This is a genomic window from Agrobacterium sp. LMR679 (assembly GCF_027157905.1).
GTDB classification, from domain to species: Bacteria; Pseudomonadota; Alphaproteobacteria; order Rhizobiales; family Rhizobiaceae; genus Agrobacterium; species Agrobacterium leguminum.
The window spans coordinates 1405519-1431562 of the sequence record NZ_JAPVOJ010000001.1 but is presented as its reverse complement, the minus strand read 5'-3'; the positions used below and the strand labels follow the sequence as shown (position 1 = coordinate 1431562).

Sequence of the window (26044 nt, the reverse complement as noted above, 5' to 3'; positions counted from 1 at the left end):
TCCCCGCAACAGACATGTCGGGCGGGACTCTGGTCAAATCCACGCATGGTTGTCAACGCATCTTCGTCAATTGGCGACACGCAATGTGTGAAGGCGGGCAAGCGGGAAGGTCAGTCTTCTATTTTGCGCGCTTCCGAAATCAGCATGATCGGCACGCCATCGCGGATCGGATAAGCAAGCCTGGCGCTCTCGGAGACGAGTTCATTGCGGGCGCGGTCATAGGTAAGGCGCCCTTTCGTCAAAGGGCAGACCAGCAGCTCCAGCAGCTTGGGATCGACATTGCTCATCCTGTCGTCCATGGCGGCGATCCTATTGCAGCACGTTGCCGCCCTCGCCCGATCCCTGGGCAAGAACGATCTCGGTGATGGCGATCAATGTTTCGGCCCGCGTCTTCAGGTCCGGCGCTTCCAGAAGCGCCTGTTTTTCAGCCGGTCCGAAGGGAGACATCATGGAAAGCGAATTGACGAGAACGCGATTGCCCGCCCTTTCCACGCTTTCCCAATCCGCTTCCAGCTGGTTGGCATCCAGAAACGAACGGAATACCCGGAGCAGATTTTCGCGGTCCACCGCATCCTCGTCATATTCGCCGGAAAGATCGGCGATGAAGGGCGCATGCCGGAAGCTGCGGTAGGGTTTGCCCGCCTCCACCTCTTCCAGCAGGCGGAAGCGGCACACGCCGGTGAGCGAGATGATATAACGGCCATCGCCGGTTTCGGAAAAGGACGTGATGCGGCCGAGGCAGCCGACGGCGCTTAGCGGACCGCCCTCAAGCCCCGCCTCGATGACATGCAGGGCGGGCTGCACCATGCCGATGATGCGATGGCCGGCCAATGCCCAGTCGATCATGGCGAGATATCGAGGCTCGAAAATATTGAGTGGAAGATGGCCTTCCGGTAGAAGCAGCGCGCCCGGCAATGGAAAGACCGGCACGGTTTCCGGCAGATCGTCGTTCTTCACATATCTCGCATTTCCGACATGCATGGGAATCAAGCCCCCTGTTCACTGCTGCCCGGCCGGCGGATCAACCGCCGCGGCCGGGATATGCCCGCATTACGAAAACAGTATCGCCGAAAGCTTCCTGCGGCCGGCAACGGTTGCCGGGTCCTTGAAGCCCCAGGCCTCGAAAAACTCCAGAAGCTGGCGGCGCGCGCCGTCATCGTCGAAGGTCCGGTCCTTGCGCATGACGTAAAGCAGATGGTCCGCGGCCTCGTCGCGCCGGCCTTGAGCATTCAGCACCTTGGCAAGCTTCACCCGCGCCTCGTGACGATCGGGATCGAGCGCCAGCTCGCGCTCCAGCGCGACCGGGTCGCCGATCTTGCGGGCTTCCTCATATTGCGCGATCTTTTTCGAAACGAGTTGAATGCCCGCATCTTCGTTGAGTTCCGCAGGCAGCGAAGAGAGCAGTTCGCTTGCCCGCTCATATTGGCCGGCGGCGATCATGCATTCGGCGATACCGGCAATCGCGGCCGGATTTTCCGGATCGGCCTGCATGACGGCGCCGAAAAGCTGCGCCGCGCCGTTGAAATCGCCATCCGCCAGAAGCTGCTTCGCCTCCGTCAGAACAGCCTCGATCTCGGCCTTGGGATCGCCCGCGTCAGGCCCGGCGATCTTCTCGATGAACTGCTTGATCTGGCTTTCCGGCACGGCACCCATGAAGCCATCCACCGGCCGGCCGTCGGCAAAGGCGACGATTGCCGGAATGGACTGGATACCGAGCTGGCCGGGAATCGACGGGTGGTCGTCAATATTCAGCTTCACGAGCTTCACGCGGCCATTCGCCTCGTTGATGACCTTCTCGAGCACCGGCGTCAGCTGCTTGCACGGGCCGCACCAGGGCGCCCAGAAATCCACCAGAACCGGCTGGCGACGCGATTCCTCAAGAACGTCCCTGGAGAAACCCGCCGTCGTGGTGTCCTTGATGTGGCCGGAGGCCGCGCCGTTCAGTTCGCCATTATGATGGGCGCTTGCGGTCATCTGCCCGCTATAGGAACCGCCATAAGGATTATTTTCGCCGCTCATGCCGGTCTCCCGTAACCTTCTGTCATATGTCTTATTTGAAGCAAAGATCGTATCTCACTCGCTGACTTTCAAGACAAGCGGTGCATGTCCGGTTGCCTCGAGAAAGCGAATGAGATCCGTGGACGCGATCGTTGTCGTCTGGTCGTTGGAAAGCGGATGGCCATTGACCAGCTCGTTTTCCAGAAGCCCGCTGTCGAGCACGAAGGTGACCTGCCTGTCGGTGTCGTTTATGGCTCCGAACACCGTTACCGAGCCCGGCACGACGCCGAGATATTCGAGCATCTTTTCCGGTCTGCCAAAGGACACGCGGCTTGCCGCACCGATGGTCTTGTGAACGCTTTTCAGATCGACGACCGCATTTTCCTCAACGGTCAGAACGAAATACTGATCCTTCTTGTCCTTTACAAAGAGGTTCTTTGTATGGCCGCCGGGAATGAGGTCGCGCAGCGACTGGGATTCGGCGACGGTAAACACCGGTTCGTGCTGCTTCGTGGTGTGGGAAATGCCGAGTCCGTCGAGAAACTCGAACAGCTCCGATGCCGTCTTCTGGGAATTTTCCGTCATATCCTGCCGCCTGCCTCTACCGATTCCACTATGCTTGTTTCCTGATTAAGCGGGCAACCGACGCTTGGCAACGCAGGAAAAAACAGCGGGATGAAAAATTCTCAATCATTTCCGCCGCTTGTCGCATTTCTCAAAGAAATTTTCGCGTTTTTGTCATTTCCCTGTTGCATTCCAAAATCGATTGAGCGATATAGCGCCCGTCGCCGCTTGGCGGCCCACGGTTCAGCGAACTACCCCGGACCGGTGGATTTGAGCGGGTGTAGCTCAGGGGTAGAGCACAACCTTGCCAAGGTTGGGGTCGAGGGTTCAAATCCCTTCGCCCGCTCCAAATTTTCCTAAAGATAGAATATTTATCGAAGCATCCCTGTTCGCGAGCGTCGCATCGTTCCGTGTCGTGCGGCTTGAAACTCGGCCTGCCCAGCCCCCCCCCTGTCGGCAAAGCGTGACGGAAATTATTCCGCAAGCGGAACTTATGCGGAAGATGTCCGTTTCAGACCCGAGGCTCCTAACCTCAGTTCCCCTCTGATTGCCCGCCACGAGCGGGCATTTTTTTGCCGGTGCCCCTGGAACAGCTTATGTGCACAGCACGTTCTCCTGCGTTGTTCAACGCGGGGAAGAGCCATGTCCGCACATCCTGGAAGAATTCTCTTGATTGCCGCATTCGCCACCTTGTCAATATCAGGCACATCCTTTGCCGCAGATATGACGGTTTATCGTGAGGAACGGGTTTTGCCGCACAAAACACATCCTCAACCGCAGCGGATCGAAAATACCTATTCCAATCTCGCAGAAATGCGCTGCACCGAAAATATCGTGTCCTATCGCTCCCCTTACGAGCGGCACACGGAACAGGTCACGCTCTGCCATCCTCCACTAAACTGGCGAACAGGGCCATCAACAGCAACAATATGGTCGCCTTGATCTTGCCATAATTCATTCAATGTGCTTTTGTGCAGCCGCCCTTGTGGGAGGGGGTAGAGGTCGAGACCCGCTGGCTGCATTTTGGCAGTAAGCGGGTTTCCCTTTTTTTAGGCATAACTTACCGGCAGGCACCATCGGATCAATGTACTTTGTCACCACTTACTGGAATCTCTGGGAATATCCGATAATATCCGGGAACTGGCGAGAAAGCCTTATAAATCAGGGGCTTTCAAGCGTGCATGCGAGCACCAATCAAAAACAAGTTTGACAGACTGGCGGCGCGATCTGCGATCCGCCGTGGCAGAAACGGCCAAAATTCGAGCGTCCCTCAACAACTCTTCAAAAACCACCCTATCGGTCTTTTAAGACCCCTTAAAGCCCAGAAAACCGGCCTTTAAGAATTCGGCGGTCTCGCGCGGCAATCTCTTAAATAAGCAAGAACGACCGGCCAGAATCCAAATTGAACATGCAACTGCCTTGCACGTTCGAAAAAAATCCGATTTTTGCAATGAAATCAATGACAATAAAGGAAAGCCGCGCTGCGTGAAGATGCAACGCGGCTTTTTGCGTTACCGGACCAGGCCAAACCGCGACGGGCGTTCTGTTAAGCTCGCTCTCCAGTCGCCATCGAAGCCGAATGAAGGTGCGCCGATAGGCTCAGAAAACCAGAAGTCAGTAAATGCCGCGATGTCCGGCTCACAAAACCAGTGCGCTTCACCGTTGGCATCGACGGCCCACCACCGGGCGTTTTTCGGCGCAAGCTTCCAATCCACATTCACCATCTCAGGTCTCCGCTCCGCGAATGGAACAACAACGAACTTATCAGCTAGCGCCATACCCTTTACCTCATCTTCGGCGTTACTAATGTTCCTATTTTGTTCTCATTGCAAAATGAGTCAATGCCACCTCTGAGTGATTCCTAAATTATGCTCGACGAAGAAGAGAGAGCACCTGACCGATGACGGAAAGATCATCGGCTACGTCCTCATCGATAATTTCCTTGGGATAACCATTCTGTTCGTTATCGGAACGTAGTTCTAGCGAGCCGTCCATGCGCCAGTTTGCCCGCTTCACCTTGATACCAGGTCCTACGCGGAACACGAAAACTTGGTCATCGACGATGTCGGTCTTGCTTTGATCGACGATCATAAACGCGCCGTCCGGGATAGTCGGCAGCATGCTTTCGCCTTTGGCTTCCAACATGATGCAATTTTCAGGCTTCGCGCCGATGCTTCGAAGGAAAGCGCGGCTAAAAGCAACGGAATTATGCAGGCCGTCGTCTTTGGGAATAAGGCCGGAACCAGCAGCCGCTTGAACGTCGTACAGCGGAATTTCCACCATATCGACACCTTCGGTTACAGTTGCAGATTCGGAAAACATGTTGCCTTCGCCCGTCAGTATCCAGAGGACATTAGCCCCGAAATTATGGCGATATGAATCCAGCACCGAAGCGGTCGGCTCCGAGTCTCCCTTTTCGTAATTTCCTAGCGTCGTTTTGCTGACGCCGAGCTGGGCCGCAAACACGTCTCTTTCAGGATCGCCGAGCTTTCTTCGCAACTCACGAAGTCGCGTGCCGAGCGCCGTTTTCGACGGAATCTCAGGTCTAGCCAATAAATCACCGCATAAATCCGATTTCCGATTTACAAAATCAGAATTCTGATTTATTCCTTTCTGTGTTCGCAGAATTAATAACCCCAAAAAAGGAGGCCGGTCAGGGCCTCCCTTCTGGAAGGAATCCTTTATGCACCGTGTCTCTGACGGCGGCAAGATGAGCCGTGCCGAACGCCTTCGGCTGGAAGAAATTGCCCGGATTAAAGGCAAGCTCATCGTGGCCAAAATCACGCTTGCCGAGATCGACAAGAAATATTGCCTGCCCACCGGCACAGCCGGCAATGCCGTCCACGAGCCGCACGCGGCAGGTGAACGCGCAATCGCAGCGGCCCTGAAAACCCGGCCGCACCTTCTCTGGTTCTCCCGATACATGCCCGATGGCCGCAGGCTCAGCCCGCAGCCTTCGGAAAATTACCGTAACGGCCGCCGCGCCGCCGAAGCGGAGCAAGCCGCAGCATGAAGCGTGGAACGGTTCGGGATTGCTGCTCTAGCCTACCGCACGAGTGCAAGGCGTTCGTTCGCCCCGGCTGTCAGACCCAATCTCTCGACCGCTCCACACCCCGACAATCGCCGATCAGCAGACACCCCACAATGACGAAACCGCATGCCAATTTCGACAGCCCAATTTTCATTCCGGCCCGCTCCCGAGTGTGCCGGTGGGCCGAAACCCTGCTGATTTTTAGTCCTGCGTTCGCGGGCGTTTCGGCCGCACTCATCACCATCCTCAAACACTATGGAGCAGCTCTATGAGCGTAGCAGTTCGCAATCACGTCGCCGTGCCCTTTTTCGACCGTGTCCCGTCGCGGGTGAAAGACCTTGTGATTACCACCTTCGATAACATCGTCGAGCGTGGGCAGTCCACCAGAGAGGCCTACCACTTCTTCGGAAACGCTGTGAAAAAGCGCAATGTAGAGGGTCCGACATTTGACGAGTTCGCCCACTGGCATGAACGCGTCAAAAACGGCCTGATCGACCGCCCGCATCCGTCCGACGTTCTCGTTTTCAGCCCCGCTCCAACCACGGTCACCAAGCCTTTGCCCCAGGCAACAGAAAAGCCTCTTTCCATGGCCTGTGTCGTCGATCTTGAAACTGTGGATGCCGAGCGACTGCGGAATGCCCGCGCCATTGTCGTTGCAGCCCATGCCCTCAACGAAGCGAAGCTGTTGGCCGGTTACAGCCCGGAATCGATCACGCTCGACGACACAGTCGTGCAGCAGGCTTTGACAGAGCTTTTGACGGCAGAAGCTGACGCCACAGTCATGGACGCCGATGTTCATATGACGGCTGGAAATAAACTCGTCGACCTGCTGCTTGGCGAAGGCGATGCAGATATCGACGATAAGCTTGTCGGTTGCCTCACCATGGACATGCAGCCCGAGCTTTGCCGCCTGCTTGCGCGCTCCGACGCCAACAAATCCCGCTGATTTCCCGAACCGTCGCTCTGTTACCCCCAGGGAGCGACGCCAGATGCCGGGGCGGCCTCAACACCCAGCCCCACCGCCCCGGCATCGAACTGCCGCAATGCCGTCGCCGAGCGACGAACTCCGAGGTTTCGATGGTAAATCCTTATTCCGATGAAGAACGTTTGCAGGCAATGGTAGCGGCCAGCTATCGCGCCAGCCGTTCGCATTTCAACCACCTTCCACTCCGCCACATCATCACCCCCCTGCTGAAATGTTCGATGCGAAGCTCGCACGGCAGATGGCGATCTACGTGCTTCACGTCGATTTCGATGTTCCGCGCCGCCGCCTGGTCGTGCTCCTGGGCGTTGCCCGCTGGACTGTCATGCAGGCTGTCCGCGTCGTCGAGGCGCGGCGCTTCGAACCGCTTTTTGACAAGGCTTACGAGCGCATCGCCGCCCGCGCCAAAGACACCTTTATGGAAATGCTCTACGAGGCGTCGGCCGGACAGGAAGCCTCCTATGGCTGAGTTCATCCGCGCCACCCTATCAAGCATCTTTGTCGGCGAGCGGCTCCGCCCGATCGATATGGATTATGCCGAGGCAATTGCCGCCTCGATGTCTGAACACGGGCAGATCAGCCCGATCATGATCCGCAAAACGCCAGCGAAAAAGGGCACACCTTACACGCTGGTGGCGGGCGGCTATCGCACCACCGCCGCAACGTTGCTCGGCTGGACGGAGATTGACGCCATTGTCGTCAAAGCTGATGCCGTCGAGGCTCAGTTGCTCGAAATCTCCGAGAACCTGTATCGCAACGAGCTGAACCCGCTCGATCGCGCCATCTTCGTCATGAAGTACCGCGAGCTTTGGGAGGAAAAGCACGGCAAAATCACCCGAGGCGGCGACCAGAAATCAAACCGTAATGATTACGGTTTGGTCTTCTCTGGCGGGCGGGAGCTTTCCGAACGTGTAAAGGAGCGCTTCGGCTTCGGTCAAAGCACCTATGAAAAGGTAACCAGCATCGGGAAAAACCTCGATCCGGTGCTGAGACAGGCGGTGCGTGGCACCACGGCCGAAAACGACCAGTCGCAGCTTTTGACCTTGGCCAAGCTTCCTCGTGAAGACCAGATCGCCGTTGCCGCCGCGTTGAAGCACACGCCGGATGTTAAGAAGGTTTTGGCTTTCACCAAGCCCCCGGTTCTGGTCGCCACGCCGCCCGCCGCTTCTCAGTCCATCATCCTCAACAAACTGATCGCCGCCTGGGACGAGGCGAGCGAGGAAACCCGCGATAGCTTCCCTGAGCACATCGGCATGTCTGACGCGCCAGATGCCCTCATGGCTGCGATCCGCGAGGAGGCAGCATGAGCACGAAACGCGACCCCAACCAGATGGACTTCTTCAAGGAGACGGTTTTCCCGGTGCGCTCTGCATCGGAACGCCTCGATATCGACCGCTTCCGTTCGACCCTGAAACGCGAAATGGCCCGTGCCATCCGTGAATGCCAGTACGACCGCGACACGATTGCGGCGCGTATGGCCTATTACCTCGGCCTCGACAAGGTCTCGAAATCGGCTCTCGACAGCTATACCGCCGAAAGCAAGACCGCCCATGACATCAGCATGCCACGCTTCAAGGCCTTCGTTCGCGCCACTAACGCCTTCTGGCTCTGGGATGTCGTTGTTTCCGATGACGGCCTGTTGCTGCTCGAAGGTGACGAAGCCCGCCTCGCGGAAATGTCCCGCATTCGCCAGGAGCAGAGGAAGCTCGCCAAGGAACTGAAAGTTCTTCAGGCGACGCCGGTGCACATTCGTCGGGTGCGCAAATGAAGAAAGAATGGTTCACATCCGCCGAATTGGCCCAGGCAGCTTTGCCGGGTATTCCGAGCACGCGCCAAGGGCTTGAGTTGTTTATCGCTCGCTCTGGCGTGCGTTCCACCGTGAAAGCCCGCCCGAAGGCCGGACAAGGCGGCGGCTTTGAGTACCATTATTCCTTCCTGCCTCCCGTGGCGCAGGCGAAGCTCGCATTTCTCAATGCGGAGCCGACCGATCCGCGCCCGACGAAACTCTCAAAGATGCTTTGGGACCGTTTTGAAGCCCTTTCAGACGCCCATAAGGCAATCTGCAAGACCCGCTTTGCCGTCCTGACTGAGGTCGAGGAACTGCGAGCGTCCGGCATCAGCATGAAACATGCCGTCGCCCACGTCACCCGCAGGGCCGATATCGTGCCCGCGACCTATTACGAGTGGCGCAAGATGGTTGAAGGCCATTCCCGCCAGGACTGGCTTGCCGCCCTCGCCCCATCTTTCTCGGGAAGCGCCAGCGGCGAAGCCGCCGAAGTCACTCCCTGCCACCCCGAGGCGTGGAAAATCCTGAAATCCGACTTCCTGCGTCCGGAACGCCCATCCTTTAGCGCCTGCTATCGTCGCATGATGATGGTGGCTCGCGACCAGAAACTGTCACCGATCCCTTCCGAGCGTTCCTTGCGCCGCCGCTTGGACGCCGAAGTGCCGAAGGCAGCGCAGATCATTGCCCGCGAAGGCAAGGACAAAGCGAAGCAGCTCTTTCCGTCGCAGAAGCGCACCGTGGCTCATCTGCACGCAATGAAAATCGTCAACACCGACGGTCACCAGCTCGACCTGTTTGTGCGGGCACCCTGGTCGGAGACGCCGGTGCGCGTGATCCTGATCGGTATTCAGGATGTCTATTCACGCAAGGTGCTTTCGTGGACGCTCTCAGAAGCCGAAACATGGGAGGCTGTCCGCACCTGCATCGGTTCGATGATCGAGAACCATGACGGCATACTTCCCGAGCACATCTATATGGATAACGGCCGCGCCTTCGCGGGCAAGATGATCTCGGGCGGCGCAAAGACCCGTCATCGCTTCAAGGTCAATGAGGACGATGTTGCCGGCCTCCTGAAAACGCTCGACATCGAGCCGCATTTCGTGAAGCCCCGTTCCGGTCAGTCGAAACCGATCGAACGCGCCTGGCGCGATCTCGCCGAGGAAATTTCCAAGCATCCGTCCATGTCCGGTTGCTATACCGGCAACCGGCCGGACGCGAAGCCGGAAAACTATGGCAATAGCGCCGTGCCGCTCGAAACCCTCCAGCGCCATGTCGCGAAGTGCGTGGACGAACATAACCACCGGCTGAACCGCACCACGGAAACCGCCCACGGCCGCAGTTTCGCGCAGACGTTCGATGCGTCGATCGCCGAGCCGTCCACCATCGTTCGTTATGCCAGCATGGCCCAGCGTTCGCTCTGGATGCTCTCGGCAGTCGCCATAACGGCCCGCAAGCCGGACGGCGCGATCCACATGCACGGTAACCGCTACTGGCACCCCGTGCTTAACGAGTGGATCAGCAAGAAGCTGACGGTTCGGTTCGATCCGGCCGACCTGCACAAGCCGGTCAAGGTCTACGACCCGGAAGGCCGCTTCCTTTGTGACGCCGACTGTCTGGCTAAAACCGGCTTTGCCGATACGGGCGCTGCCCGTCGCCAGGAGAAGGCACGCAAGACGCACGTCAAGAACCTTCAGGCGGTGGCCAAGAGCAATGCGGCGCTCTCACCGATGCAGCTTGGCGAGATCATGGAAAAGGGCCGCAAGGCCGAGGCTGCGAAGCGTCCGCAGACGCCGGTTCGTCCAGTCGTCACGCGCCTTGTCACCGGCAACCTTGCACATGCCCCGGTCGAGGCGGTCAGCGTCGATCATTTCGAAGACAGTTTTGCGCGTGGCCTCGCCCGAGTGGCGGGCGGGGAAAGCGCAATTATCCAATTCCCCACGGGGAATACCGAGGCAGGCGGCAAGCCTGCCCGCAAGAGAAGAGCCGAAAAGTACTGAGTACGGTTCCAGTCCAACAGGGCGAAAAAAATGAGCGACCTAAAGGCCGCCCCACAATTGAACAAAGGAACCTTTATATGAAAAAGACGACCAGCACAAATACCGTCTGGGAACAGTCTCAACCGACGATCGAGTTTACCGCCAAGCATCCGGCTTCCGACGTTGCCGAATGGCGCAAGCTGACAGCGCGCACCGTTGATGTCGCCGTCACGTACGGTTGGACGAAAGCCGAAGTGTCCCGCCGCTCGGGCGTTCCGGACGGCACGTTTTCCCCTTGGTTTAGCGGAAAGTACCTCGGCGTCCTGGCGAACGTAAATCAGCAGTTGGCCAACTGGCTTGATGCTATCGACGCCAGCCAGAACATGGCCGCTATCATGCCCGTGTCACCGCCGTTCCAGCGCACGACGGTCGGCATGGACGTTTACAACGCTCTTCTGTTTGCTCAGGTAACGTCCGGTTTCGTCCGCGTCACCCTGCCCGCAGGCTCTGGCAAAACCGCTGCCGTGCAGCACTTTGCCGCCACTCGGCCTCATGTCTTCAAGGTGACGCTTAGCCCGAGCACCAAGACGGTTCACGGCATGCTGGTCGAATTGTGCGCAGCTCTGGAGGTGCAAGAGCATAATCCCGCAAAGTTCGCCCGCGCCCTCGGGGCGAAGCTGAAGCGCGTCGGCGAAGGGTCACTGCTGATCGTTGATGAGGCACAGAACGCGGTTCCGGACGCGATCAACCAGCTTCGTCACTTCGTGGATAATGACCATTGCGGCGTCGCTTTGATCGGCAATGAGGACACCGCAACCGCCTTTATCAAGGACCAGGGTCGTTCAGTTGCCAGCCGTGCGCAGGTGCTTTCCCGCTTTGACCGGCAGGTTCGCACGGTTCGCAATCCCGTTGCGGACGCGGAAATGCTCATCAAGGCCTGGGGCGTAGAGGATGGCAGCGATTGCGCCACCTTTCTCAAAGGTATTGCCATGAAGCCTGGTGCGCTTCGCCAGATCGACCGCACCATGAAGGCCGCGTCCATGCTCGCCATCGGCGACGGCGAGGAAGGCGTTCGCCTGGAGCACCTTCAGGCCGCCTGGAAGAACCGCGACATGGGAGACAGCCTATGACGCCGGAAAACCCTTCCCTCAAATCTCACCTGGATTATCTCGCGGGCATCTTCGGGGAAGCCAAAAGATGAAGCCGGACGAAAAACTGGAACTGGATGCGCAATCCGCCCAGACCGTCCTGAAAACCCTTCGCGCCCTGTCACAGCAGGCCGGCCATCTTGAGCTGGAGCTTTCCATTCTGCGCGACAGCGAGGCCGGGAAGCTGCTCGCCAAGACCGCCGAGCAGCTCGCAACCGGCGAACTCACCGGCCTTCTGAAAAAGGCCGAAGGCAACATCATCCGCCCGAACTTTGGAGGAAAGAAGAATGACGGCGAAGCCTGACTGCGTTTCCGATCTCCTGCGTGAGCTTTATCGCGGCCTCAACTCGGAACTGGCCGAGAAAGGGCACATCCACCTCGACCGCGCCATGTCGTCGAGGCTGGTGATGAGCGTTGGCAAGATCGCCGATCATGCCCGCAATCTCGAAAACGCCTGGTCGTGCGCGGAATGGAACCGGCGCGCCTTCGAGGATCGGCTGAAGCTGATTTCCGACATGACCGCCGTGACGGCCGAGGTGCTTCAGTTGATGAGGCCTGACATCGAGGATGGCGGCAACGTCGTCCAGTTCCGCCCCAAGCCCTCCAATTCCTCCGCACCTTCCGCGCCGTCCGGTGGCGACGCGGCCTGATCCCCTTTCACATTAATTTATGAGGTTGTACCCATGCAGTCAGTCATTCTCGAAGAAAACGACAAGCCCGGCATCACCATCGTCAACGGCCGGGAGTTCATGCACAACGCCAAGGGCGGTCTCGATCCGATCGGCAACGTCAAGGATCAGTACAAGCTCGAAGATCAGACTGTTCGCAAGTGCATCGCCTTTGCTGAAAATCTCAACGCGCAGCTTTCCCGGTTCCGTGGCCACACGGCTGCTGACCTCTCTTCCCTTGATACGCTTCTGGCGTACGAGTACGGCGTGACGATCGGCGGCAAGAAAGGCAATCGCACCTATCAGACCTATGACGGCCTGATGAAAATTCAGGTGGCCGTCTCCGATCTCATCACCTTCGGCCCCGAGCTTCAGATCGCAAAGCAGCTCATCGACCAGTGCTTGACGGAATGGAGCGCCGACAGCCGCCCTGAAATCCAGTCCATTGTCACCCGCGCCTTCAACACCGAAAAGGAAGGTCAGGTGAACCGTGCCGATGTCTTCATGCTGCTGAAGCTGGAGATTGAGGACAGCCGCTGGAAAACGGCGATGGAAGCTATCCGTGACGCCATCCGTGTCACCGGCTCCAAGGAATATGTTCGCTTTTACAAGCGCGACAGCCTTGAGGCCGATTGGCAGGCCATCACCATCGATCTGGCGAAGGCGTGAGGTGCGATATGAGCGATCTTCACGTCTACGATAACCTTCTCGATGCAGAAGCCCGCGTGGCTGCGATCTACATGATCGAAGCCCTTGGCGATCCTGACAGCCCTCCGGAGTGGCTGCAGGATTTTGCCGATAATACGAAGCTGCCTGATGTAACCGCCATTCTGGAAGGCTTCCCCGAACTCGCCAGCGTCATCGACATGGACCAATTCGAGGACGGCAAGGAACAGGCTGGTGCTTTCATGGAGCGTTGGTGCCTTGCAGGCCGGACCGGGCTTATTGTCAAAGCCGAGATTTGCGTTCGGCGCTACCACTCGGGAACGCAATCGTTTTCTAGCTCTTGGGGACACCTTAGATGGCGCTGGTTCACGGTCGATCGGCTCGACATGGTCGTTCCTACTGTTCTCACGCTTGCCAGCCAGCAGCATCGCAACTCCATGGCGGAAGGCGGTGAGGTATGAGCACGGTCACAATCAGCCCGGAAGAACTGGAAGAGCTTCATCGACTGGCGCATCGTATTCCCGAAGGCTGGCGCATGATACCGAGCGCCGACATCAATGAACTGCTCGTTCTCGTGAAGCTGTTTCGTGACACCCTTCAGTACTACATCCGCCGTGATGAAAAGACCGGCGATAGTGAGGGTGCCGCCTTGAAGCGAAACACCCTCGGCATTGTCATGAACGCCATTGCCAAGGCGGAGGGCATCTCAGAACTCGCCATGCTTGAGACGCATCTGAAAAGCCTCATCAGCGAAAACCCTGAGAAAGCCCGCCTGGCGGCAAGCCGCGAGGATTTGCGCATGTGGTTCCTGTCCGAACTGATTGCCGTCGCCAGCAGCACCATCCCGCTCACAGAGATCGAAGCCATTGTATTCCAGCATCTCGCTCCGGCGGAAGGCGGTGAAGCATGAGCAAGAGCGTCAATGATACCGTCCGCGCCCTCGCTGCCGCCAAAGCCATAATCGACGAACGCGACCCGATCGCAAAGCGGTCCGAGATACTGGTGACGACAGAACACGCGATCGCGGCCATCTTGCTCACGGTCATGGGCGATGCGCGCCTGGCTGCCGGCATGCTCAACAATGGGCTGGTGCCGGGCATCGAGGAAAGGCTCGCCTACTATGCCTCGAAAGGCGGTGCGGCATGACGGAGGTCATGGGCTACGCCACGAAAACCGCCGCCGTCCTGGCCATGCGCGAGCAGGGAAAACGGATCAGCGACATCGCCAAAATACTTGGCATCAGCGAAAACGCCGCCTCCGGTCTGGAAAGCTGCGCAAAACGGGCCAGAAACCGTTCGGCAAAGAAGGTTTCAGCAACCGGCTCCACGGTTGCCGACCTTATCCCGCTCTCTGCTCGTCAGCGCCTTCGCCCTCACGCCGCCAGGCGTGAGATCAGCACCGATCGGCTTATCGCCAATCTCGTCATAGCTATCGCTGACGGCAATCTAGTCGATGCCGTTCTTGATGATGGGGTGAAATGATGGTCTCCGCAGTCACCCGCCGCACCGCCGAAATCGAGCGCGCCTTGCAGGAGTGCCTCGCCACCGCTGAAAGCGATGTCGTTCTCATCGATGGCGATCTCTTTCTTCGCGTCTTCGTACCGCAGGCCCATGACTTGGGCATCACGGTGCCATTCATCCCTCTGCGCTCATTGGCGCGGGAACTCGAAAGGTTCCTGTCGTGAGCTACGATTACATCCGCAATTACTATGGCATCGAGATCACCGTGAACCGGCTCGTCCGGCACACGGTGACCGCCCGCTACGGCAAGATCAAGCCGGAAGGCCGCGAGCATCGACACTACGTCAAGGTGCATTTCCATGGCGACAATCATTACAGCAATTGCCATCCGGCCGAGCTGGAGTTCGTTGCCTATGACGAGTAAGCGCCAAATCCCTGCGGCCTTCTCGAAAGGCTATGTGCTTTGCTCTCCCTCGGGAAAGCTTCAGCCGAAAACTTGGGGCGATACTGCCGCCAGGGCAATCGCATCCAAATACCGCAAACCCGACACCTGGGAGAAGGCGCAGCGCCGGGGCTGGTCCGTCCAGTTCGTCTATGTACGCTTCTTCATCCCGGTTTTCAAAGCCACCTTCACCACCACCGAAATCAGCGAGGCCTACAATGCCGAGGACATTTGAACCCGATCAGTTGCTGACGGCGCTGATCGACGCATTTCTGAAGGACGGCCATTTCGTTCACGCGAAAAACGGCAAGATGTTCGTCCTAGTCGTTACCGAGGAAGGCGGCGAAGACAAATCTTCCGAGTTCTGCCTTACCGACATCGCGGATCATGCGGCACGGAGGATGTCGAAATGAGCCAGCACATCCGCGCCATACATGGCGGTTTCCGCCAACTCGGTATCACCGAAGAGGACGCGCAGCGCGACATCTACGCCCGAGTGACCGGCCAGACCCGGCTTTCCCTGATGACCACACAGCAACGGAAATCCGTTGTCGACGAGTTGCGGCGGCTTGGGTACAGGCCGAAGCCTTCGGCGCCGTCATTGCCGGGTTTTCGCCAGGACGGCCGCGACGGCAAGCGCAAGCTTTCCGGCAAATACCTGCCGAAGATGCGGGCGCTCTGGATCGCCTGCTACAATCTCGGCGTGATCGACGATCGCCGTGACAGCGCAGTTGAAGCTTTCGCCATGGGTCGGCAGTTGCCGAACATTTCCGACATGCGTTTCGTCCACAAGGCTAGCGACGGCGCGAGCGTCATCGAGGCGCTGAAGGGGATGCTTGCGCGGGCGGGTGTCGCCTGGGCCGATCCTGTTCCGTGCCAGCCTTACGAAAAGAGGCACGGCTACAAGATCGCCCGTGCACAGTGGGCGATCCTCTCACCGGGGAGCGGCCGTGACGATTTCTGGCCTTTCGTCACGGAGCTGCTGAAGCAGAAAGCTGCTTATCGGGATGTGACGGACGCCGAGTGGATATCCGTCATGAATTATTTCGGGCCGCAGGTTCGCCAACTGAAGAAGGCTCAAAAGTGATGACCGGGAACATCGCTCCCCTGAATGGCATGCCGCTCTTTGGCTGGCCGGACCAGCGGGAGATCGATGTTCTTCAGAATCGGCGCGACCAACTGGCGGAGAGGATCGCCAAGCTGCCGCGCTTTTCACACCGGCGTATCGAGCTGGAAGCACGCCTGCGGGCGCTGACCGAAGAGCAGCTCAACATTTCGAACAGGATTACCCGTGGCCGAAGACCTCACCCTTGATCTGTTGTCGACACTTGGCGAAGACGGCTTCTTCTCCCTGGTCGAAGCCCATGCCGGCGTCAGGCTTTATGTGCCGTCCGATCCCGAGCGCAGCGAACTTTCTTCCACGATCGGCGTTGATGCTGCATACCGTCTAGCCAAAGCATATCCGGGCGGATATATAAGAGTGCCTCTGGCACGTGAGTTTCGCGCCCGCCGCTACGTCGATGCCGAAATGAGCAACCGCGATATTGCCAAAAGGCTCGGTTTGACCGAAAGCGGTGTCGAAAGACTTTTGCAGCGCGCCCGAAAACGGGAGCCACTCAAGTCCAGGCGGAAGACAGACCCCCGCCAGATGGAAATGTTTTAAAGGCCCGCCCGCAACGGCGGGCCTGATTTGTTTCAGGCCCAAACTCTAATTTGCCCCCAATATCGGCCCGCGCGATCTCCGCCAGTTGCCATCATGACGGGGCTTTTCTTGACCACTCAAACATTTGACGAATGGCTGATCGATCGCCTGCGTGTCGCCGGAGCTTATGGTGGGGTCGCGGACGGCGTCCATGGCCGCGAGGTTATTGCGGCGCTCTTGCGTTTCCAGCATGCGGCGGGCCTGAACGAGACTGGCCGCGCTGATACTGCGACCGTAAACCTCCTTCGCGGCGTAAAGAGCAAAAACCCGAACGGCACACTTGTTGTTCACGACAAGGTCGTGGTTCCAGCCGAGCCGGTGTGGATGCGAGAAGGCCGCCGCTTCATGGGCCTCAAGGAAATCGCTGGCTCGAAATCCAATCCGACGATCATGGGTTGGGCCAAGAAGCTCGGCGGCTGGGTTGCGAGTTTCTTCACCGACGATGACATTCCGTGGTGCGGGCTGTTCGTCGGCAATCTCATCGCCACCACTCTTCCGAAAGAAGCGCTTCCCGCCAATCCGCTCGGCGCTTTGAACTGGAAGAAGTTCGGCGTCGAAAGCCGAATTGCACGCGGTGCGATCCTTGTGTTCAAGCGCAAGGGTGGTCACCACGTCAGCCTCTATGTCGGCGAAGACCGGACGCACTATCACGTCCTAGGTGGCAACCAGAGCAATTCCGTTTCGATCACCCGGATCGAAAAAAGCCGGCTCGTCACTGGTGGCGTCCGCTGGCCTAAGACGGCCGATGCGCCGATCGGCGGCAAGGTCGAGCTTTCCAGCGCTGGCGTCCCTGTCTCGAAAACCGAGGCCTGACGAAAATGCCGTTTCCACCCCCAATCATCAAAAGGACCATCATGTTCAAGTCTGTCTTCGTCGCAGTCGCTGCAACGCTTGCGTTGTCGGCCTGCCAGTCCACCGGATCGATCGACAATGCGATCCAGAAGAATTTGCCGCAGGTCTGCTCGGCCGCTGCGACGGCGCATAGTGCTTTCGTAGTTGTTGCCAGCACCGGCACCATCAAGCCCTCCGTCGTCGCCAAGGAGAAAGCCGCCTGGGATGCGGCGGAAGTGGTTTGCCGTGACCCGTCTTCCGTCACTGCTGCAAACGCCCTCGTGAAGGTTGCCGAGGCCTATGCCGCCATCACGCTCGCCTTGCGCGAAGCCAGAAAGGTCGAGGGGTAATCATGACCAGGCTGTTTTACTACCTTGCTGGACTGGTGGCTTTCGTCTGCATTAGCTGGTTCATTCTGACGCCGGCCTTCGCCCAGGACGCTGCCCCGGTCATCGCACCGTCTTCGATCTGGTATGAGGCTTGGACGATCATGCAGCCGGTTATCGTGCTGCTCGTCTCGACCGTTGGGCCGGTGTTGGTCACATGGATCAGCGCCCGCGTTATTTCGCTCCTGAAGATCACGGACGAAAAGCAGCGCATCGATATCGAAAGCAAACTGCGCGATGCGCTCCATCAGTCGGCGGCCAATGCCGTGCGGTTCGCTCTGGCCAAAGCCGGCGTCATCCACGTCGGCGGGCAGGTCAGCGAAGCGATCATCGCGGATGCGGCCAGATACGTCATTGAGAAGAACCCGGACGCGATCGAGAAACTCGGCGTCAACGCAAAGGCTTTGAACGAGATCATCATGTCGAAGCTGCCGGAACTGGCTCAAGGCGTCAGTCTTCGACAGGTGGTGGAGACCCCCAGATGAACTTTGGTGGAAACGCCGCTCTCGATCTGGCCGCCGAACGGGCCGAACAGGAGCGCGAGGCGGGGATTGCCGCCGCCTCGCGCTCTCTGCGCGGAGCCGGCACGTTCGAGTGTGAAGACTGCGGAAACGACATCGCCCGCGAGCGCCGCATCGCATTGCCATCCGCCACCCGGTGCATCGTCTGCCAGACGAAGTTTGAAAAGGCCCGCCGATGACGCCGACTGAAATCATTCCCTGGCTGACGCTGGTTCTCTCCAGTCTCGCTGTCCTCGGTCACCTCAAGGTCTTTTTCTCCAGCGGCGAAAAAAAGCTTGAGGCCGACATCAAAAGCGGTCGCGAGGAAATCGCGCTCCTGGGCAAAGACGTAGAGGCCCACGAAACCAAGCTTACCAGCCATGACCGCCGCATCCAGGCGATTGAGGGGGAAATGCGCCACCTGCCCGATCGGGAGAGCCAGCACCGCCTGGAGCTTGCCCTGGAGAAGGTGAATGGCCGCCTCGACACGCTGAACGAAACCCTCAAGCCCATCAAAGCCACGAACGAAAGAATGAACCAGCTACTGGTGGAAACGGCAGGCAAACAATGAGCATCGGTATCGACTATATGAAAATCATGCGCGAAGAAGCGCGGCTCATCATCTTGAGAGCCTTGGCGGAACAGGTGAATGAGAGCCTGAGCAGCTCCATGCTTGAACCGGTTCTTGCTAATTTTGGCATCAACCAGGAACGGCCATGGGTGCATCAGCAGATCGAGTATCTGGAAACGATGGGCGCTGTTGTCGTCGTCAGCGCTGGCAGCATCAAGATTGCTTCCTTGACCGATCTCGGCCGTCGCCATGTCGATCGCCAGTCTGCCATTGAGGGCGTGAAGCGTCCGTCGCGCGTGGGTGCCTGACATGGCAAAAGCACGCGGCCGACTTTCAGCAATCGATCTTCTGCCCGAGGAATGCAGCGATGCGATCTCCTGGGCATCGCAGGAACTTGCCGACCGTGATCGCAGCCAGCTCGACATCTATGCCGAGTGGAAAACGAAGCTGATCGCGCTTCAGGGCGAAATCGGTCTCGATTTCGACATCCCGTCATTTTCGGCCTTCAATCGCTTCGCCATCCGACTGTCACAGATGACGCGCCGGCTTGAACAGACCCGCGAAATCGCCGCTACCATTTCCGAGCGCATGGACGCGGCCGGCTCCGACGATCTGACGCTGATCGCGGCCGAGGCGATCAAGACGCTGATTTTCGAGCTGCTGCAATCGGCAGGTGATGCCGGCATTTCGCCAAAAGGTGCCATGGAGCTGGCGAACGCGCTGCGCGCTGCCTCGGCCGCCCAGGTCACGTCTTCGAACCGCCGTCTGAAGCTGGAAGCTGAAGAGAAGGCCCGCCGCATCGAGGCCGACATGAAAGCCAAGGCGGAAAAGGCGCTCGACGTGCTTTCGAACGAACCCGGCATTTCAAAAGAGGCCATCGCACGCGCCCGTCGCGAGTTCCTCGGCGTGCGCCCGAAGGCGAAATCCGTTCCCGAGGTCTCTCCTGACGCCGAGAAGAAGGATGACCAGGAATGAACGTCACCCTTCCGAAAGACCCGTGCACCAGGTGCGATGGCACGGGGCGGGCGATCAAGCGGATTAACCGTCGCCGAGACGGCACCATTTCCAGCACCGTCTATGACCTGAAGAACGATTGCCGGTCCTGCAAAGGGACCGGTCTTGCGTGCATGGAGGAACAGCGTGGCTGAAGCCTTGCCCGGTTTGCCGCAAGGCAAATGGACCGACCCGCCAGTGCTTCCGATCGATCCGGCCAAGTTGCCGGACGAATTGCCTCGTGGTGCCGATATCCCGGCTGATCTCGATCCATTGGCTGAAGGCGTCCTTATGGCGCATCAGGCCGAATGGATTGCCGACGACAGTCTGCTGAAGGGCTGCGCCAAGGGTCGCCGAACCGGCATAACCTTCGCCGAGGCACTTGATGCAACGCTGATAGCGGCGGCCCAGCGATCGGCAGGCGGGCAGAACTATTTCTACATTCCGGACACCAAGCCGAAGGGCCGGGAGTTCATCGGCTATGCCGCGCATTTCGCAAAGACCGTCGCCAAGGAACTGCTGACGATCGAAGACGGCATTTTCTTCGACCAGCGCGACGACGGCACCACAAACGCGATCTCAAGCTACATCATCCGTTTCAAGTCCGGCTTCCGCATCGAGGCGCTTTCCTCCCGGCCGGAAAACATTCGCGGTCTTCAGGGCACGGTCTGCATCGACGAAGCGGCCTTCCATCGTGATGTGCGCGCCGTCATTGATTCTGTCGCGGCTCTCCTGATCTGGGGCGGCAAGGTCCGTGTGATTTCCTCGCACAACGGCGTCAGCAACCCGTTCAATGAACTGATCAAGGAAGCCGAGGCCGGAAAGAACGGCTTCAACTTCCACACCTTCACCTTCGGCGACGCCGTCAAGAACGGCTTGTTCAAACGCGTCTGCCTGATCAAGGGCGAAGAATGGTCGCAGGAGAAGGAGAACGCCTGGGAAGCGAAAATCCGCTCGGCCTATGGCACGCGCACTTCCAAGATGAAACAGGAACTTGACGCGATCCCAGCGGAATCGGAAGGGGCCGCGTTGACGCGCGTGCTGATCGAGCGCTGCATGTCCGCCGATCTGCCGGCCGTGGTGCGATGGGACCGACCGGACGAGTTCAAGAACCTCGACGATTTCGAGCGCACCGAGCAGGCTGAAGAGTTCTGTGAGGGCCTCTTGAAGCCCCTTTTAGACAAGCTCGACAAGGACCGTGAACACTGCTTTGGCGAAGACTTTGCCCGCTCCGGGGACAAAACTGCGATCGTGGTCTTCGAGATCGGAGCCGATCTCATCCGCCGCGCCCGCCTGATTGTCGAGCTGAAGAATATTCCGTTCGACCAGCAGCGCGACATTCTCTTCTACATCGGTGACGCCCTGCCGCGTCTGATCGGGGGCGCGCTCGATGCGCGAGGCAACGGCCAGTACCTTGCCGAAAAGGCCCGCCAGCGCTGGGGGAATGTATCCACGAGGTGATGACATCTGCCAAATGGTACGCAGCCAATATGCCCGGTTACATCGAGGCCTTTGTTGATAAGAGCCTGCTTTTACCGAAAGACGCCGATGTTCTCGCCGACCACCAGGCGCTCGCCTACGTCAACGGCATCATCAAGGTTCCGGACGAACACTCGACGAAGGGCGCTGACGGCTACGATCGTCACGGCGACACCGCGCCGGCCGGGGCGCTCGCGTGGTTTGCTTCCAACCAGGAGGCCATCGCCTACGAGTACGAGACCAACCGCAAACCCAACAATCCGATGCAGGGCCACAATGGTGGCCCGCCGATGCATGACGATGACCGCCGAGGCGGGACCGTCAATGTCTACCTGAGAGGATCGCTCTGATGGCGAAAAAGAAGAAGCAGAAGATTTCTCGTCACCTCGCCAACTCCATGAAGGATCAGGACGGCAAGGCCGTCAGCGCGGCCGAGCTGATGGAAGAAGCTGCCGGCGCACAGGTGGGCGGGGTTCGCCAGTGGATTTCCGGTCACCCGGCCGATGGCATGACGCCGCTCAAACTGGCATCCATTCTCCGTGCTGCCGACCAGGGCGAAGTGGAAGCCTATTTCGAGCTGGCCGAAGACATCGAAGAACGCGATAGCCATTATCTCGCGCAGCTCGCCACGCGCCGCCGATCGGTCTCGCAGCTACCAATCACTGTCACGTCCGCGTCGGATAGCGAGGAACACAAGAAGCACGCCCAGTTCTTGCGGGATTGGATCGAGACAGGCGTGCTGCGTTCCGCTCTCTTCGACATGCTCGATGCAATCGGCAAGGCAATCTCTGTCCTGGAGACAGACTGGCACCACAAGAACGGCAAGGTGCTCCCGCGCGCCCTGGTCTGGCGGACACAGCGCTGGTTCACGTTTGACCGGACAGACGGCGAAACCTTGCTGCTACGCGAGGGCGTTGCCGGTGAGCCGCTCACTCCGCACAAGTTCGTTGTCCATCGTTCCAAGGCGAAGTCCGGTTTAACGATCCGCTCAGGCATCGCCCGCGTTGCCGTCTGGCTTTGGATGTTCAAGAGCTTCACGGTGAAAGACTGGGCGGTCTTCGTACAGAACTACGGCCAGCCGATCCGCATCGGCAAATATGGCCGGGGCGCGACCGAACAGGAAAAGGATGTCTTGTGGCGGGCGGTCTCCGGAATTGCCGGCGACTGCGCGGCCATCATTCCCCGCGAGATGCTGATCGAGTTTCACGAGGTCGGCTCGAAGAGCAGCTCGACGGATATGTTCGAAAAGCGGGCGGACTGGTACAATCGCGAGATTTCCAAGCTGATCCTCGGCCAGACGACAACGACGGACGCTGTTTCCGGTGGCCATGCAGTTGCCAAAGAGCATCGCCTTGTCCAGGAAGACATTGAGCGTTCCGACGCCCTTGACGCGTCCGACACGCTCAATGCGCAGCTCGTCCCGAACATCATCGCTTTCAACTTCGGTCCCCAGGACGAATACCCGAAAATCCACATCGGCCGCCCGGACGAAGTGCCGCTGAAGGAATTTGCAGAGGCTTTCGACAAGCTCGCCAAGCATGGCCTGACGGCCGAGGCCAGCTTCCTTCGTGACCGCCTGGGCATTCCCACGCCTGCGACGGATGCCGAGCTGGTCGGCGGACGTGTCGAGACAGTCATTCCTCCCGAGGACAAGCCACAGCCAAAACCGCTGACCGCAAAGCAAAGCCTCGATCGGCTGTTCGCCTCGGCGCATTCCCGCGAGGAACCGGACCTGCTCGACAAGCTCACCGATCGCCTGGAGAAGGACGCGGCGGCCGCCATGGACGGCATGATCGACGAAGTACGCGAGATCCTGTCTTCCGCCACGGATCTCCGGGACGCCGCCCGCAAACTCGCGGATCTCGATCTGTCGGCCGATGCGCTCGCGGAAGCCATGGCGCGTGGCATGACGATGGCGCACCTGATCGGTCAGGCCGCGCTCATCGATGACCTCAAGAGGCAGTCATGACAGGAGGCCCGCTGACGCGCTTCAGGGGGCTTTTTGCGGCATCCGTAGCTTCAGGCCCGAAAAACGCTTCCACGGCCTTTAAACCACCTTCAATTTTCAAGCCATTGGTCGTCGCTCTGATGGCGACGACGGTGGGCGCGATCAATCTGCCGTTTGATGAGGCGATCGACTTCCTTCGCCAGAAAACCGCAGTCCCGACCGAAAGCCATCGTGATGTCTGGGACGCGGCCCATTCGAAGATGTTCATGGTGGCCGGCGCAAACAAGAAGGCGCTGGTCGAGGATTTTCAGGCGGCGATTATCAAGGCCGCCGAACAGGGCCTGACGCTGGAAGATTTCCGCGCCGACTTCGACGCGATCGTCGCGCGCCATGGCTGGCAATACAATGGTTCACGCGGCTGGCGCTCCCGCCTGATCTTCGAAACCAATCTCAGCACCGCTTACGCGGCCGGCCGCTACGCCCAGATGACGGCCCCGGAGACGCTCGAAGCGTTCCCGTACTGGATGTACAATCATTCCGGCGCACTGCATCCGCGCCTGGAGCACAAGGCATGGGATGGCGACTGCTATGAAGCGACCGATCCTGTCTGGGCGAAAATGTATCCCCGAACGGCTACCGGTGCGGTTGCTTCGTGACGCCGGTGTCTCGTCCTGGTCTTCGTCGCCTCGGCAAATCCAAGCCCGACACCCCGCCGAACCTTGACCAGCTCGGCACGGATCAGCCGCGGGGCATCGATCCGTCCTTTGCCTACAATCCCGGCGCTGCCTGGCTGACGCAAACCGCACCTGGTCCGGTCGCTGTTAGCGCCGACCAGGTGCAGGTCGCGGCCTTCGTTCAATCGGCTCTGAAGGGGAAATGGCCCGATGGTGCCTGGACGCCGGTTGCGACGGCGAACAAGGCGACGGGTGCCGCCCTCGATGTCGCCGCCGGCACGGAAATCCGCCTGACGGCTGACACCATCCGCAGCCAGGCGCAAGTAGCTGAAGCTCTGACGCCCGACACCATCGGCGTCATTCCAGGCCAGCTCGTCCAGTCCGGAAAGCTGCTTCGCGACAATCGCGGCCGAGCTGCCTTCGTCGGCGAACATGATGGCGTCTTCTACCGCGCCGATGTCGATATCGTCATGAAGGTTGATCGAAAGACCGTTTACATGACATCGCTCCAGCGCGTCAGCCGTTCCGATCTGACCGACGCTTTCGGCTCCGGCTGGCAGTGAGGCGTTCGGCATGAGCGGCGCATCGGTCTCGATCACGGCACAGGTTCTCGATTCGGAAGTCCGGCGCGGCTTCCGCCAGCTCGAAGGCCTGATGACGGACACGACGCCTGTCATGCGTGCGATCGGCGTCGGTCTTGTCGGCTCGACCCATATGCGCTTCGTCACCCAGACCGATCCGGACGGCCAGGCGTGGCAGGCGTTGAACACGGGATATGCCGAGGACAAGCGCAATTCCCGCATCCTGACCGAAAGCGGCCGGCTGCGGAACAGCATCAATGCCAGGGCAAGCAATGACGAGGTGCTTGTTGGCACCGATGTCATTTACGCTGCCCCTCACCAGTTCGGCGCGACGATCGTGCCGGTTCGGGCAACGCATCTCCGGTTCCGGATCGGCGGGAACCTTATCAAAGCCGACAGTGTTACCTTGCCCGCACGTCCCTTCCTCGGTATATCGTCGGATGACGAAGCGATGATCGCCGAAACCGTCTTCGGTTTTGTGGACCGCTATTCCCCCGCTGAAATTCTCCTTCCTTCAGGCCCGCCCGCAGGCGCAGGCATGAATTGAATTTTGCCCGCATGGCATATCCGGACCATGCGAAACCTGATCTCGACCACTGTTGTTGCACTTCATTCGGCGTCGGCTGTGCCGGTCTCGACCCATATTGTCGCCCTGCAATCGGCCGCCGTAGTGCCCGAATGGCTGCATGTTCTGCCGACCGGCCGTTTCTCCGGCGTGGATGGTCGCGGGCCTTACGTCCTGGACAATGCCGACGCCCTGATCTCGGCTTTCAATGCCGAGGGTAAGAAATTGCCGGTCGATGAGAACCATTCGACCGACCTTGCGGCAAAGCAGGGTTTTTCCGCGCCTGCCCGTGGCTGGCTCACAGCACTTGAGCGCCGTGACGATGGTGTCTGGGCAAAGGTCGAGTGGACGCCCGACGGTCTCGCCATGATGCAGGGCAAAGCCTACGGCTACATTTCCCCGGTTTTCACCCACAGTGCCAAGGCTCCCTTTGCGGTTCACAAGCTGCTGCGCGTGGCGCTGACCAACGATCCCAACCTCAACCTGAAATCGCTTCACTCTCAAAATTTGGAGACCACCATGGATTTGGAAGCTCTCCGGAAGGCGCTTGGCCTGCCGGAAACCGCAGATGAGGCCGCGATCCTTGCGGCCCTCACTGCGGCTCACTCTGCCCAGACCGCGCATGCGGCCTTGATGTCGAAGCTGGCGGAAGTCGCCGGCGTCGAAGTGACTGTCGGCGCTGACGCGTTGGTGACCGCCCTTCAGGCGAAAACGAAGCCTGCCTCGGGCATCGAGCAGGAAAACGCCACCCTGAAAAACGAGATCAAGGCGCTCAATACCCGTGTCGAAACGCTGATCACCGATTCCGCAAAGGAAAAGGCCACCACCGTCGTCGATGCCGCCATCGCCAAGATGCAGATCGTGCCGTCCCTGCGTGAGCACTTCATCGCCCGCCACATGAAAAACCCGACCGAAGTCGAAGCGGAGCTGAAGGTTATGCCGTCGCTCAACGCCGGCGGCCTCGGCGGCCGTCAGCCGCCCGCCGAGGGTGAAACCGCAACGAATGATGAGCTTACCGTCGCTGCCCTGATGGGCGTCGATCAGGAAGCCTTCAAGAAAGAGCACAAGGCGCTCTTCGGAAAGGATATGTGAC

At 59.2% G+C, this 26044-nt stretch carries 40 protein-coding genes, 1 tRNA gene and 1 pseudogene; 36 read left to right on the top strand and 6 right to left on the bottom strand.

Translation table 11 applies throughout. The features are described 5' to 3' along the window. Positions 1-110: 110 nt before the first annotated feature. The 4 genes from O3W47_RS06710 to O3W47_RS06695 form a co-directional block, all read right to left on the bottom strand. Entirely contained in the window at positions 111-299 is a 189-nt protein-coding gene (locus O3W47_RS06710; protein WP_269313301.1) for a Trm112 family protein, read from the bottom strand. Positions 300-309: 10 nt separating this feature from the next. Then, positions 310-981 (bottom strand): LON peptidase substrate-binding domain-containing protein, encoded by a 672-nt coding sequence (locus O3W47_RS06705; protein WP_003523264.1) that lies wholly within the window; start codon positions 979-981, stop codon positions 310-312. A 69-nt stretch (positions 982-1050) separates the two neighbouring features. After that, complete coding sequence (gene trxA, locus O3W47_RS06700) at positions 1051-2019, bottom strand: thioredoxin (protein ID WP_035261692.1); 969 nt, start codon at positions 2017-2019, stop codon at positions 1051-1053. Between the two features lie 54 nt (positions 2020-2073). Next, complete coding sequence (locus O3W47_RS06695; RefSeq protein ID WP_137453655.1) at positions 2074-2583, bottom strand: prolyl-tRNA synthetase associated domain-containing protein; 510 nt, start codon at positions 2581-2583, stop codon at positions 2074-2076. A gap of 253 nt (positions 2584-2836) precedes the next feature. Here O3W47_RS06695 and O3W47_RS06690 point away from each other — a divergent pair. Both O3W47_RS06690 and O3W47_RS06685 read left to right on the top strand, forming a co-directional pair. Continuing rightward, a tRNA-Gly gene (locus tag O3W47_RS06690) sits at positions 2837-2911 on the top strand. Positions 2912-3204: 293 nt separating this feature from the next. Further along, a complete protein-coding gene (locus O3W47_RS06685; protein ID WP_127755581.1) occupies positions 3205-3504 on the top strand; it encodes a hypothetical protein in 300 nt (99 codons plus the stop codon). A gap of 569 nt (positions 3505-4073) precedes the next feature. On the opposite strand, the gene O3W47_RS06680 is transcribed toward O3W47_RS06685, so the two are convergent. Both O3W47_RS06680 and O3W47_RS06675 read right to left on the bottom strand, forming a co-directional pair. Next, the gene (locus O3W47_RS06680) at positions 4074-4286 is read right to left on the bottom strand and encodes a hypothetical protein (RefSeq protein WP_065656690.1); all 213 of its coding nucleotides are present in this window, start codon (positions 4284-4286) and stop codon (positions 4074-4076) included. 142 nt (positions 4287-4428) lie between these two features. After that, the gene (locus tag O3W47_RS06675; RefSeq protein WP_269313300.1) at positions 4429-5115 is read right to left on the bottom strand and encodes a S24 family peptidase; all 687 of its coding nucleotides are present in this window, start codon (positions 5113-5115) and stop codon (positions 4429-4431) included. Between the two features lie 130 nt (positions 5116-5245). Between O3W47_RS06675 and O3W47_RS06670 the strand changes: the two genes are divergently transcribed. From O3W47_RS06670 to O3W47_RS06505, 34 genes and pseudogenes are all read left to right on the top strand, one after another. Further along, positions 5246-5575 carry a helix-turn-helix domain-containing protein gene (locus O3W47_RS06670; RefSeq protein ID WP_035261684.1) on the top strand — a complete coding sequence of 110 codons (330 nt, stop codon included), beginning with the start codon at positions 5246-5248 and terminating at the stop codon, positions 5573-5575. A gap of 358 nt (positions 5576-5933) precedes the next feature. After that, complete coding sequence (locus tag O3W47_RS06665; RefSeq protein ID WP_269313299.1) at positions 5934-6539, top strand: hypothetical protein; 606 nt, start codon at positions 5934-5936, stop codon at positions 6537-6539. A gap of 250 nt (positions 6540-6789) precedes the next feature. Further along, positions 6790-7044 (top strand): hypothetical protein, encoded by a 255-nt coding sequence (locus tag O3W47_RS06660; RefSeq protein WP_269313298.1) that lies wholly within the window; start codon positions 6790-6792, stop codon positions 7042-7044. Next, positions 7037-7882, top strand: a complete 846-nt coding sequence (locus O3W47_RS06655) for a ParB/RepB/Spo0J family partition protein (protein ID WP_269313297.1) — start codon at positions 7037-7039, stop codon at positions 7880-7882. The genes O3W47_RS06660 and O3W47_RS06655 overlap by 8 nt, the downstream gene beginning before the upstream one ends. Continuing rightward, positions 7879-8343, top strand: coding sequence for a hypothetical protein (locus O3W47_RS06650; RefSeq protein WP_080819450.1), 465 nt, complete (start codon positions 7879-7881; stop codon positions 8341-8343). Before O3W47_RS06655 ends, O3W47_RS06650 begins: the two co-directional genes overlap by 4 nt. A 77-nt stretch (positions 8344-8420) precedes the next feature. Further along, positions 8421-10358, top strand: coding sequence for a transposase domain-containing protein (locus O3W47_RS06645; protein ID WP_269313296.1), 1938 nt, complete (start codon positions 8421-8423; stop codon positions 10356-10358). 77 nt (positions 10359-10435) lie between these two features. Further along, a complete protein-coding gene (locus O3W47_RS06640; protein WP_080866946.1) occupies positions 10436-11467 on the top strand; it encodes an AAA family ATPase in 1032 nt (343 codons plus the stop codon). Between the two features lie 67 nt (positions 11468-11534). Next, positions 11535-11789 (top strand): hypothetical protein, encoded by a 255-nt coding sequence (locus O3W47_RS06635; protein ID WP_269313295.1) that lies wholly within the window; start codon positions 11535-11537, stop codon positions 11787-11789. Beyond that, positions 11773-12135: a hypothetical protein gene (locus tag O3W47_RS06630; protein WP_269313294.1), complete on the top strand. Its 363-nt coding sequence runs from the start codon at positions 11773-11775 to the stop codon at positions 12133-12135. The genes O3W47_RS06635 and O3W47_RS06630 overlap by 17 nt, the downstream gene beginning before the upstream one ends. 33 nt (positions 12136-12168) lie before the next feature. Next, complete coding sequence (locus tag O3W47_RS06625; protein WP_269313293.1) at positions 12169-12822, top strand: DUF3164 family protein; 654 nt, start codon at positions 12169-12171, stop codon at positions 12820-12822. Positions 12823-12830: 8 nt separating this feature from the next. Continuing rightward, a complete protein-coding gene (locus O3W47_RS06620; protein WP_269313292.1) occupies positions 12831-13280 on the top strand; it encodes a hypothetical protein in 450 nt (149 codons plus the stop codon). Further along, entirely contained in the window at positions 13277-13729 is a 453-nt protein-coding gene (locus O3W47_RS06615) for a hypothetical protein (RefSeq protein WP_269313291.1), read from the top strand. Before O3W47_RS06620 ends, O3W47_RS06615 begins: the two co-directional genes overlap by 4 nt. Next, on the top strand, positions 13726-13965 hold the full coding sequence (locus O3W47_RS06610; RefSeq protein WP_269313290.1) for a hypothetical protein: 240 nt from the start codon (positions 13726-13728) through the stop codon (positions 13963-13965). The genes O3W47_RS06615 and O3W47_RS06610 overlap by 4 nt, the downstream gene beginning before the upstream one ends. Next, positions 13962-14300 carry a hypothetical protein gene (locus tag O3W47_RS06605; RefSeq protein ID WP_269313289.1) on the top strand — a complete coding sequence of 113 codons (339 nt, stop codon included), beginning with the start codon at positions 13962-13964 and terminating at the stop codon, positions 14298-14300. The genes O3W47_RS06610 and O3W47_RS06605 overlap by 4 nt, the downstream gene beginning before the upstream one ends. Continuing rightward, complete coding sequence (locus O3W47_RS06600; protein WP_269313288.1) at positions 14297-14503, top strand: hypothetical protein; 207 nt, start codon at positions 14297-14299, stop codon at positions 14501-14503. The genes O3W47_RS06605 and O3W47_RS06600 overlap by 4 nt, the downstream gene beginning before the upstream one ends. Then, positions 14500-14703: a hypothetical protein gene (locus O3W47_RS06595; protein WP_269313287.1), complete on the top strand. Its 204-nt coding sequence runs from the start codon at positions 14500-14502 to the stop codon at positions 14701-14703. Before O3W47_RS06600 ends, O3W47_RS06595 begins: the two co-directional genes overlap by 4 nt. Then, positions 14693-14956: a hypothetical protein gene (locus O3W47_RS06590; RefSeq protein WP_269313286.1), complete on the top strand. Its 264-nt coding sequence runs from the start codon at positions 14693-14695 to the stop codon at positions 14954-14956. Before O3W47_RS06595 ends, O3W47_RS06590 begins: the two co-directional genes overlap by 11 nt. Continuing rightward, the gene (locus O3W47_RS06585; RefSeq protein ID WP_269313285.1) at positions 14940-15134 is read left to right on the top strand and encodes a hypothetical protein; all 195 of its coding nucleotides are present in this window, start codon (positions 14940-14942) and stop codon (positions 15132-15134) included. Before O3W47_RS06590 ends, O3W47_RS06585 begins: the two co-directional genes overlap by 17 nt. Beyond that, the gene (locus tag O3W47_RS06580) at positions 15131-15808 is read left to right on the top strand and encodes a regulatory protein GemA (RefSeq protein ID WP_269313284.1); all 678 of its coding nucleotides are present in this window, start codon (positions 15131-15133) and stop codon (positions 15806-15808) included. The genes O3W47_RS06585 and O3W47_RS06580 overlap by 4 nt, the downstream gene beginning before the upstream one ends. After that, the gene (locus O3W47_RS06575; protein ID WP_153315220.1) at positions 15808-16035 is read left to right on the top strand and encodes a hypothetical protein; all 228 of its coding nucleotides are present in this window, start codon (positions 15808-15810) and stop codon (positions 16033-16035) included. The genes O3W47_RS06580 and O3W47_RS06575 overlap by 1 nt, the downstream gene beginning before the upstream one ends. After that, positions 16013-16384 carry a sigma factor-like helix-turn-helix DNA-binding protein gene (locus O3W47_RS06570; RefSeq protein ID WP_269313283.1) on the top strand — a complete coding sequence of 124 codons (372 nt, stop codon included), beginning with the start codon at positions 16013-16015 and terminating at the stop codon, positions 16382-16384. Before O3W47_RS06575 ends, O3W47_RS06570 begins: the two co-directional genes overlap by 23 nt. Positions 16385-16492: 108 nt before the next feature. After that, positions 16493-17236: a TIGR02594 family protein gene (locus O3W47_RS06565; protein ID WP_269313282.1), complete on the top strand. Its 744-nt coding sequence runs from the start codon at positions 16493-16495 to the stop codon at positions 17234-17236. A gap of 41 nt (positions 17237-17277) precedes the next feature. Further along, a complete protein-coding gene (locus O3W47_RS06560; protein ID WP_113076009.1) occupies positions 17278-17604 on the top strand; it encodes a cell wall anchor protein in 327 nt (108 codons plus the stop codon). Between the two features lie 2 nt (positions 17605-17606). Next, entirely contained in the window at positions 17607-18125 is a 519-nt protein-coding gene (locus O3W47_RS06555) for a hypothetical protein (RefSeq protein WP_269313281.1), read from the top strand. After that, positions 18122-18340, top strand: coding sequence for a TraR/DksA C4-type zinc finger protein (locus O3W47_RS06550; RefSeq protein WP_153315214.1), 219 nt, complete (start codon positions 18122-18124; stop codon positions 18338-18340). Before O3W47_RS06555 ends, O3W47_RS06550 begins: the two co-directional genes overlap by 4 nt. Continuing rightward, a complete protein-coding gene (locus O3W47_RS06545) occupies positions 18337-18711 on the top strand; it encodes a DUF2730 family protein (protein ID WP_051671865.1) in 375 nt (124 codons plus the stop codon). Before O3W47_RS06550 ends, O3W47_RS06545 begins: the two co-directional genes overlap by 4 nt. Next, entirely contained in the window at positions 18708-19019 is a 312-nt protein-coding gene (locus O3W47_RS06540) for a VpaChn25_0724 family phage protein (protein WP_051671866.1), read from the top strand. Before O3W47_RS06545 ends, O3W47_RS06540 begins: the two co-directional genes overlap by 4 nt. 1 nt (position 19020) lies before the next feature. Then, positions 19021-19686, top strand: coding sequence for a phage protein Gp27 family protein (locus O3W47_RS06535; protein WP_269313280.1), 666 nt, complete (start codon positions 19021-19023; stop codon positions 19684-19686). Between the two features lie 309 nt (positions 19687-19995). Further along, positions 19996-21533, top strand: a pseudogene (locus O3W47_RS06530) (hypothetical protein). Then, positions 21533-23152 carry a DUF935 domain-containing protein gene (locus O3W47_RS06525; RefSeq protein ID WP_269313279.1) on the top strand — a complete coding sequence of 540 codons (1620 nt, stop codon included), beginning with the start codon at positions 21533-21535 and terminating at the stop codon, positions 23150-23152. Before O3W47_RS06530 ends, O3W47_RS06525 begins: the two are co-directional and overlap by 1 nt. Positions 23153-23283: 131 nt before the next feature. Further along, entirely contained in the window at positions 23284-23787 is a 504-nt protein-coding gene (locus O3W47_RS06520; RefSeq protein WP_269313278.1) for a phage head morphogenesis protein, read from the top strand. A 5-nt stretch (positions 23788-23792) separates the two neighbouring features. Beyond that, a complete protein-coding gene (locus tag O3W47_RS06515; RefSeq protein WP_269313277.1) occupies positions 23793-24368 on the top strand; it encodes a hypothetical protein in 576 nt (191 codons plus the stop codon). Between the two features lie 10 nt (positions 24369-24378). Further along, positions 24379-24933: a phage virion morphogenesis protein gene (locus O3W47_RS06510; RefSeq protein WP_269313276.1), complete on the top strand. Its 555-nt coding sequence runs from the start codon at positions 24379-24381 to the stop codon at positions 24931-24933. A 27-nt stretch (positions 24934-24960) separates the two neighbouring features. Next, entirely contained in the window at positions 24961-26043 is a 1083-nt protein-coding gene (locus O3W47_RS06505) for a phage protease (protein WP_269313275.1), read from the top strand. The last annotated feature ends 1 nt before the right edge of the window (position 26044 follow it).

Coding starts and splice junctions, on each gene's coding strand:
- O3W47_RS06710 (WP_269313301.1), bottom strand. CDS start 299: ATGGACGACAGGATGAGCAATGTCGATCCCAAGCTGCTGGAGCTGCTG.
- O3W47_RS06705 (WP_003523264.1), bottom strand. CDS start 981: ATGCATGTCGGAAATGCGAGATATGTGAAGAACGACGATCTGCCGGAA.
- trxA (WP_035261692.1), bottom strand. CDS start 2,019: ATGAGCGGCGAAAATAATCCTTATGGCGGTTCCTATAGCGGGCAGATG.
- O3W47_RS06695 (WP_137453655.1), bottom strand. CDS start 2,583: ATGACGGAAAATTCCCAGAAGACGGCATCGGAGCTGTTCGAGTTTCTC.
- O3W47_RS06685 (WP_127755581.1), top strand. CDS start 3,205: ATGTCCGCACATCCTGGAAGAATTCTCTTGATTGCCGCATTCGCCACC.
- O3W47_RS06680 (WP_065656690.1), bottom strand. CDS start 4,286: ATGGTGAATGTGGATTGGAAGCTTGCGCCGAAAAACGCCCGGTGGTGG.
- O3W47_RS06670 (WP_035261684.1), top strand. CDS start 5,246: ATGCACCGTGTCTCTGACGGCGGCAAGATGAGCCGTGCCGAACGCCTT.
- O3W47_RS06660 (WP_269313298.1), top strand. CDS start 6,790: ATGTTCGATGCGAAGCTCGCACGGCAGATGGCGATCTACGTGCTTCAC.
- O3W47_RS06655 (WP_269313297.1), top strand. CDS start 7,037: ATGGCTGAGTTCATCCGCGCCACCCTATCAAGCATCTTTGTCGGCGAG.
- O3W47_RS06650 (WP_080819450.1), top strand. CDS start 7,879: ATGAGCACGAAACGCGACCCCAACCAGATGGACTTCTTCAAGGAGACG.
- O3W47_RS06640 (WP_080866946.1), top strand. CDS start 10,436: ATGAAAAAGACGACCAGCACAAATACCGTCTGGGAACAGTCTCAACCG.
- O3W47_RS06635 (WP_269313295.1), top strand. CDS start 11,535: ATGAAGCCGGACGAAAAACTGGAACTGGATGCGCAATCCGCCCAGACC.
- O3W47_RS06630 (WP_269313294.1), top strand. CDS start 11,773: ATGACGGCGAAGCCTGACTGCGTTTCCGATCTCCTGCGTGAGCTTTAT.
- O3W47_RS06625 (WP_269313293.1), top strand. CDS start 12,169: ATGCAGTCAGTCATTCTCGAAGAAAACGACAAGCCCGGCATCACCATC.
- O3W47_RS06620 (WP_269313292.1), top strand. CDS start 12,831: ATGAGCGATCTTCACGTCTACGATAACCTTCTCGATGCAGAAGCCCGC.
- O3W47_RS06615 (WP_269313291.1), top strand. CDS start 13,277: ATGAGCACGGTCACAATCAGCCCGGAAGAACTGGAAGAGCTTCATCGA.
- O3W47_RS06610 (WP_269313290.1), top strand. CDS start 13,726: ATGAGCAAGAGCGTCAATGATACCGTCCGCGCCCTCGCTGCCGCCAAA.
- O3W47_RS06605 (WP_269313289.1), top strand. CDS start 13,962: ATGACGGAGGTCATGGGCTACGCCACGAAAACCGCCGCCGTCCTGGCC.
- O3W47_RS06600 (WP_269313288.1), top strand. CDS start 14,297: ATGATGGTCTCCGCAGTCACCCGCCGCACCGCCGAAATCGAGCGCGCC.
- O3W47_RS06590 (WP_269313286.1), top strand. CDS start 14,693: ATGACGAGTAAGCGCCAAATCCCTGCGGCCTTCTCGAAAGGCTATGTG.
- O3W47_RS06585 (WP_269313285.1), top strand. CDS start 14,940: ATGCCGAGGACATTTGAACCCGATCAGTTGCTGACGGCGCTGATCGAC.
- O3W47_RS06580 (WP_269313284.1), top strand. CDS start 15,131: ATGAGCCAGCACATCCGCGCCATACATGGCGGTTTCCGCCAACTCGGT.
- O3W47_RS06575 (WP_153315220.1), top strand. CDS start 15,808: ATGACCGGGAACATCGCTCCCCTGAATGGCATGCCGCTCTTTGGCTGG.
- O3W47_RS06560 (WP_113076009.1), top strand. CDS start 17,278: ATGTTCAAGTCTGTCTTCGTCGCAGTCGCTGCAACGCTTGCGTTGTCG.
- O3W47_RS06555 (WP_269313281.1), top strand. CDS start 17,607: ATGACCAGGCTGTTTTACTACCTTGCTGGACTGGTGGCTTTCGTCTGC.
- O3W47_RS06550 (WP_153315214.1), top strand. CDS start 18,122: ATGAACTTTGGTGGAAACGCCGCTCTCGATCTGGCCGCCGAACGGGCC.
- O3W47_RS06545 (WP_051671865.1), top strand. CDS start 18,337: ATGACGCCGACTGAAATCATTCCCTGGCTGACGCTGGTTCTCTCCAGT.
- O3W47_RS06540 (WP_051671866.1), top strand. CDS start 18,708: ATGAGCATCGGTATCGACTATATGAAAATCATGCGCGAAGAAGCGCGG.
- O3W47_RS06535 (WP_269313280.1), top strand. CDS start 19,021: ATGGCAAAAGCACGCGGCCGACTTTCAGCAATCGATCTTCTGCCCGAG.
- O3W47_RS06525 (WP_269313279.1), top strand. CDS start 21,533: ATGGCGAAAAAGAAGAAGCAGAAGATTTCTCGTCACCTCGCCAACTCC.
- O3W47_RS06510 (WP_269313276.1), top strand. CDS start 24,379: ATGAGCGGCGCATCGGTCTCGATCACGGCACAGGTTCTCGATTCGGAA.
- O3W47_RS06505 (WP_269313275.1), top strand. CDS start 24,961: ATGCGAAACCTGATCTCGACCACTGTTGTTGCACTTCATTCGGCGTCG.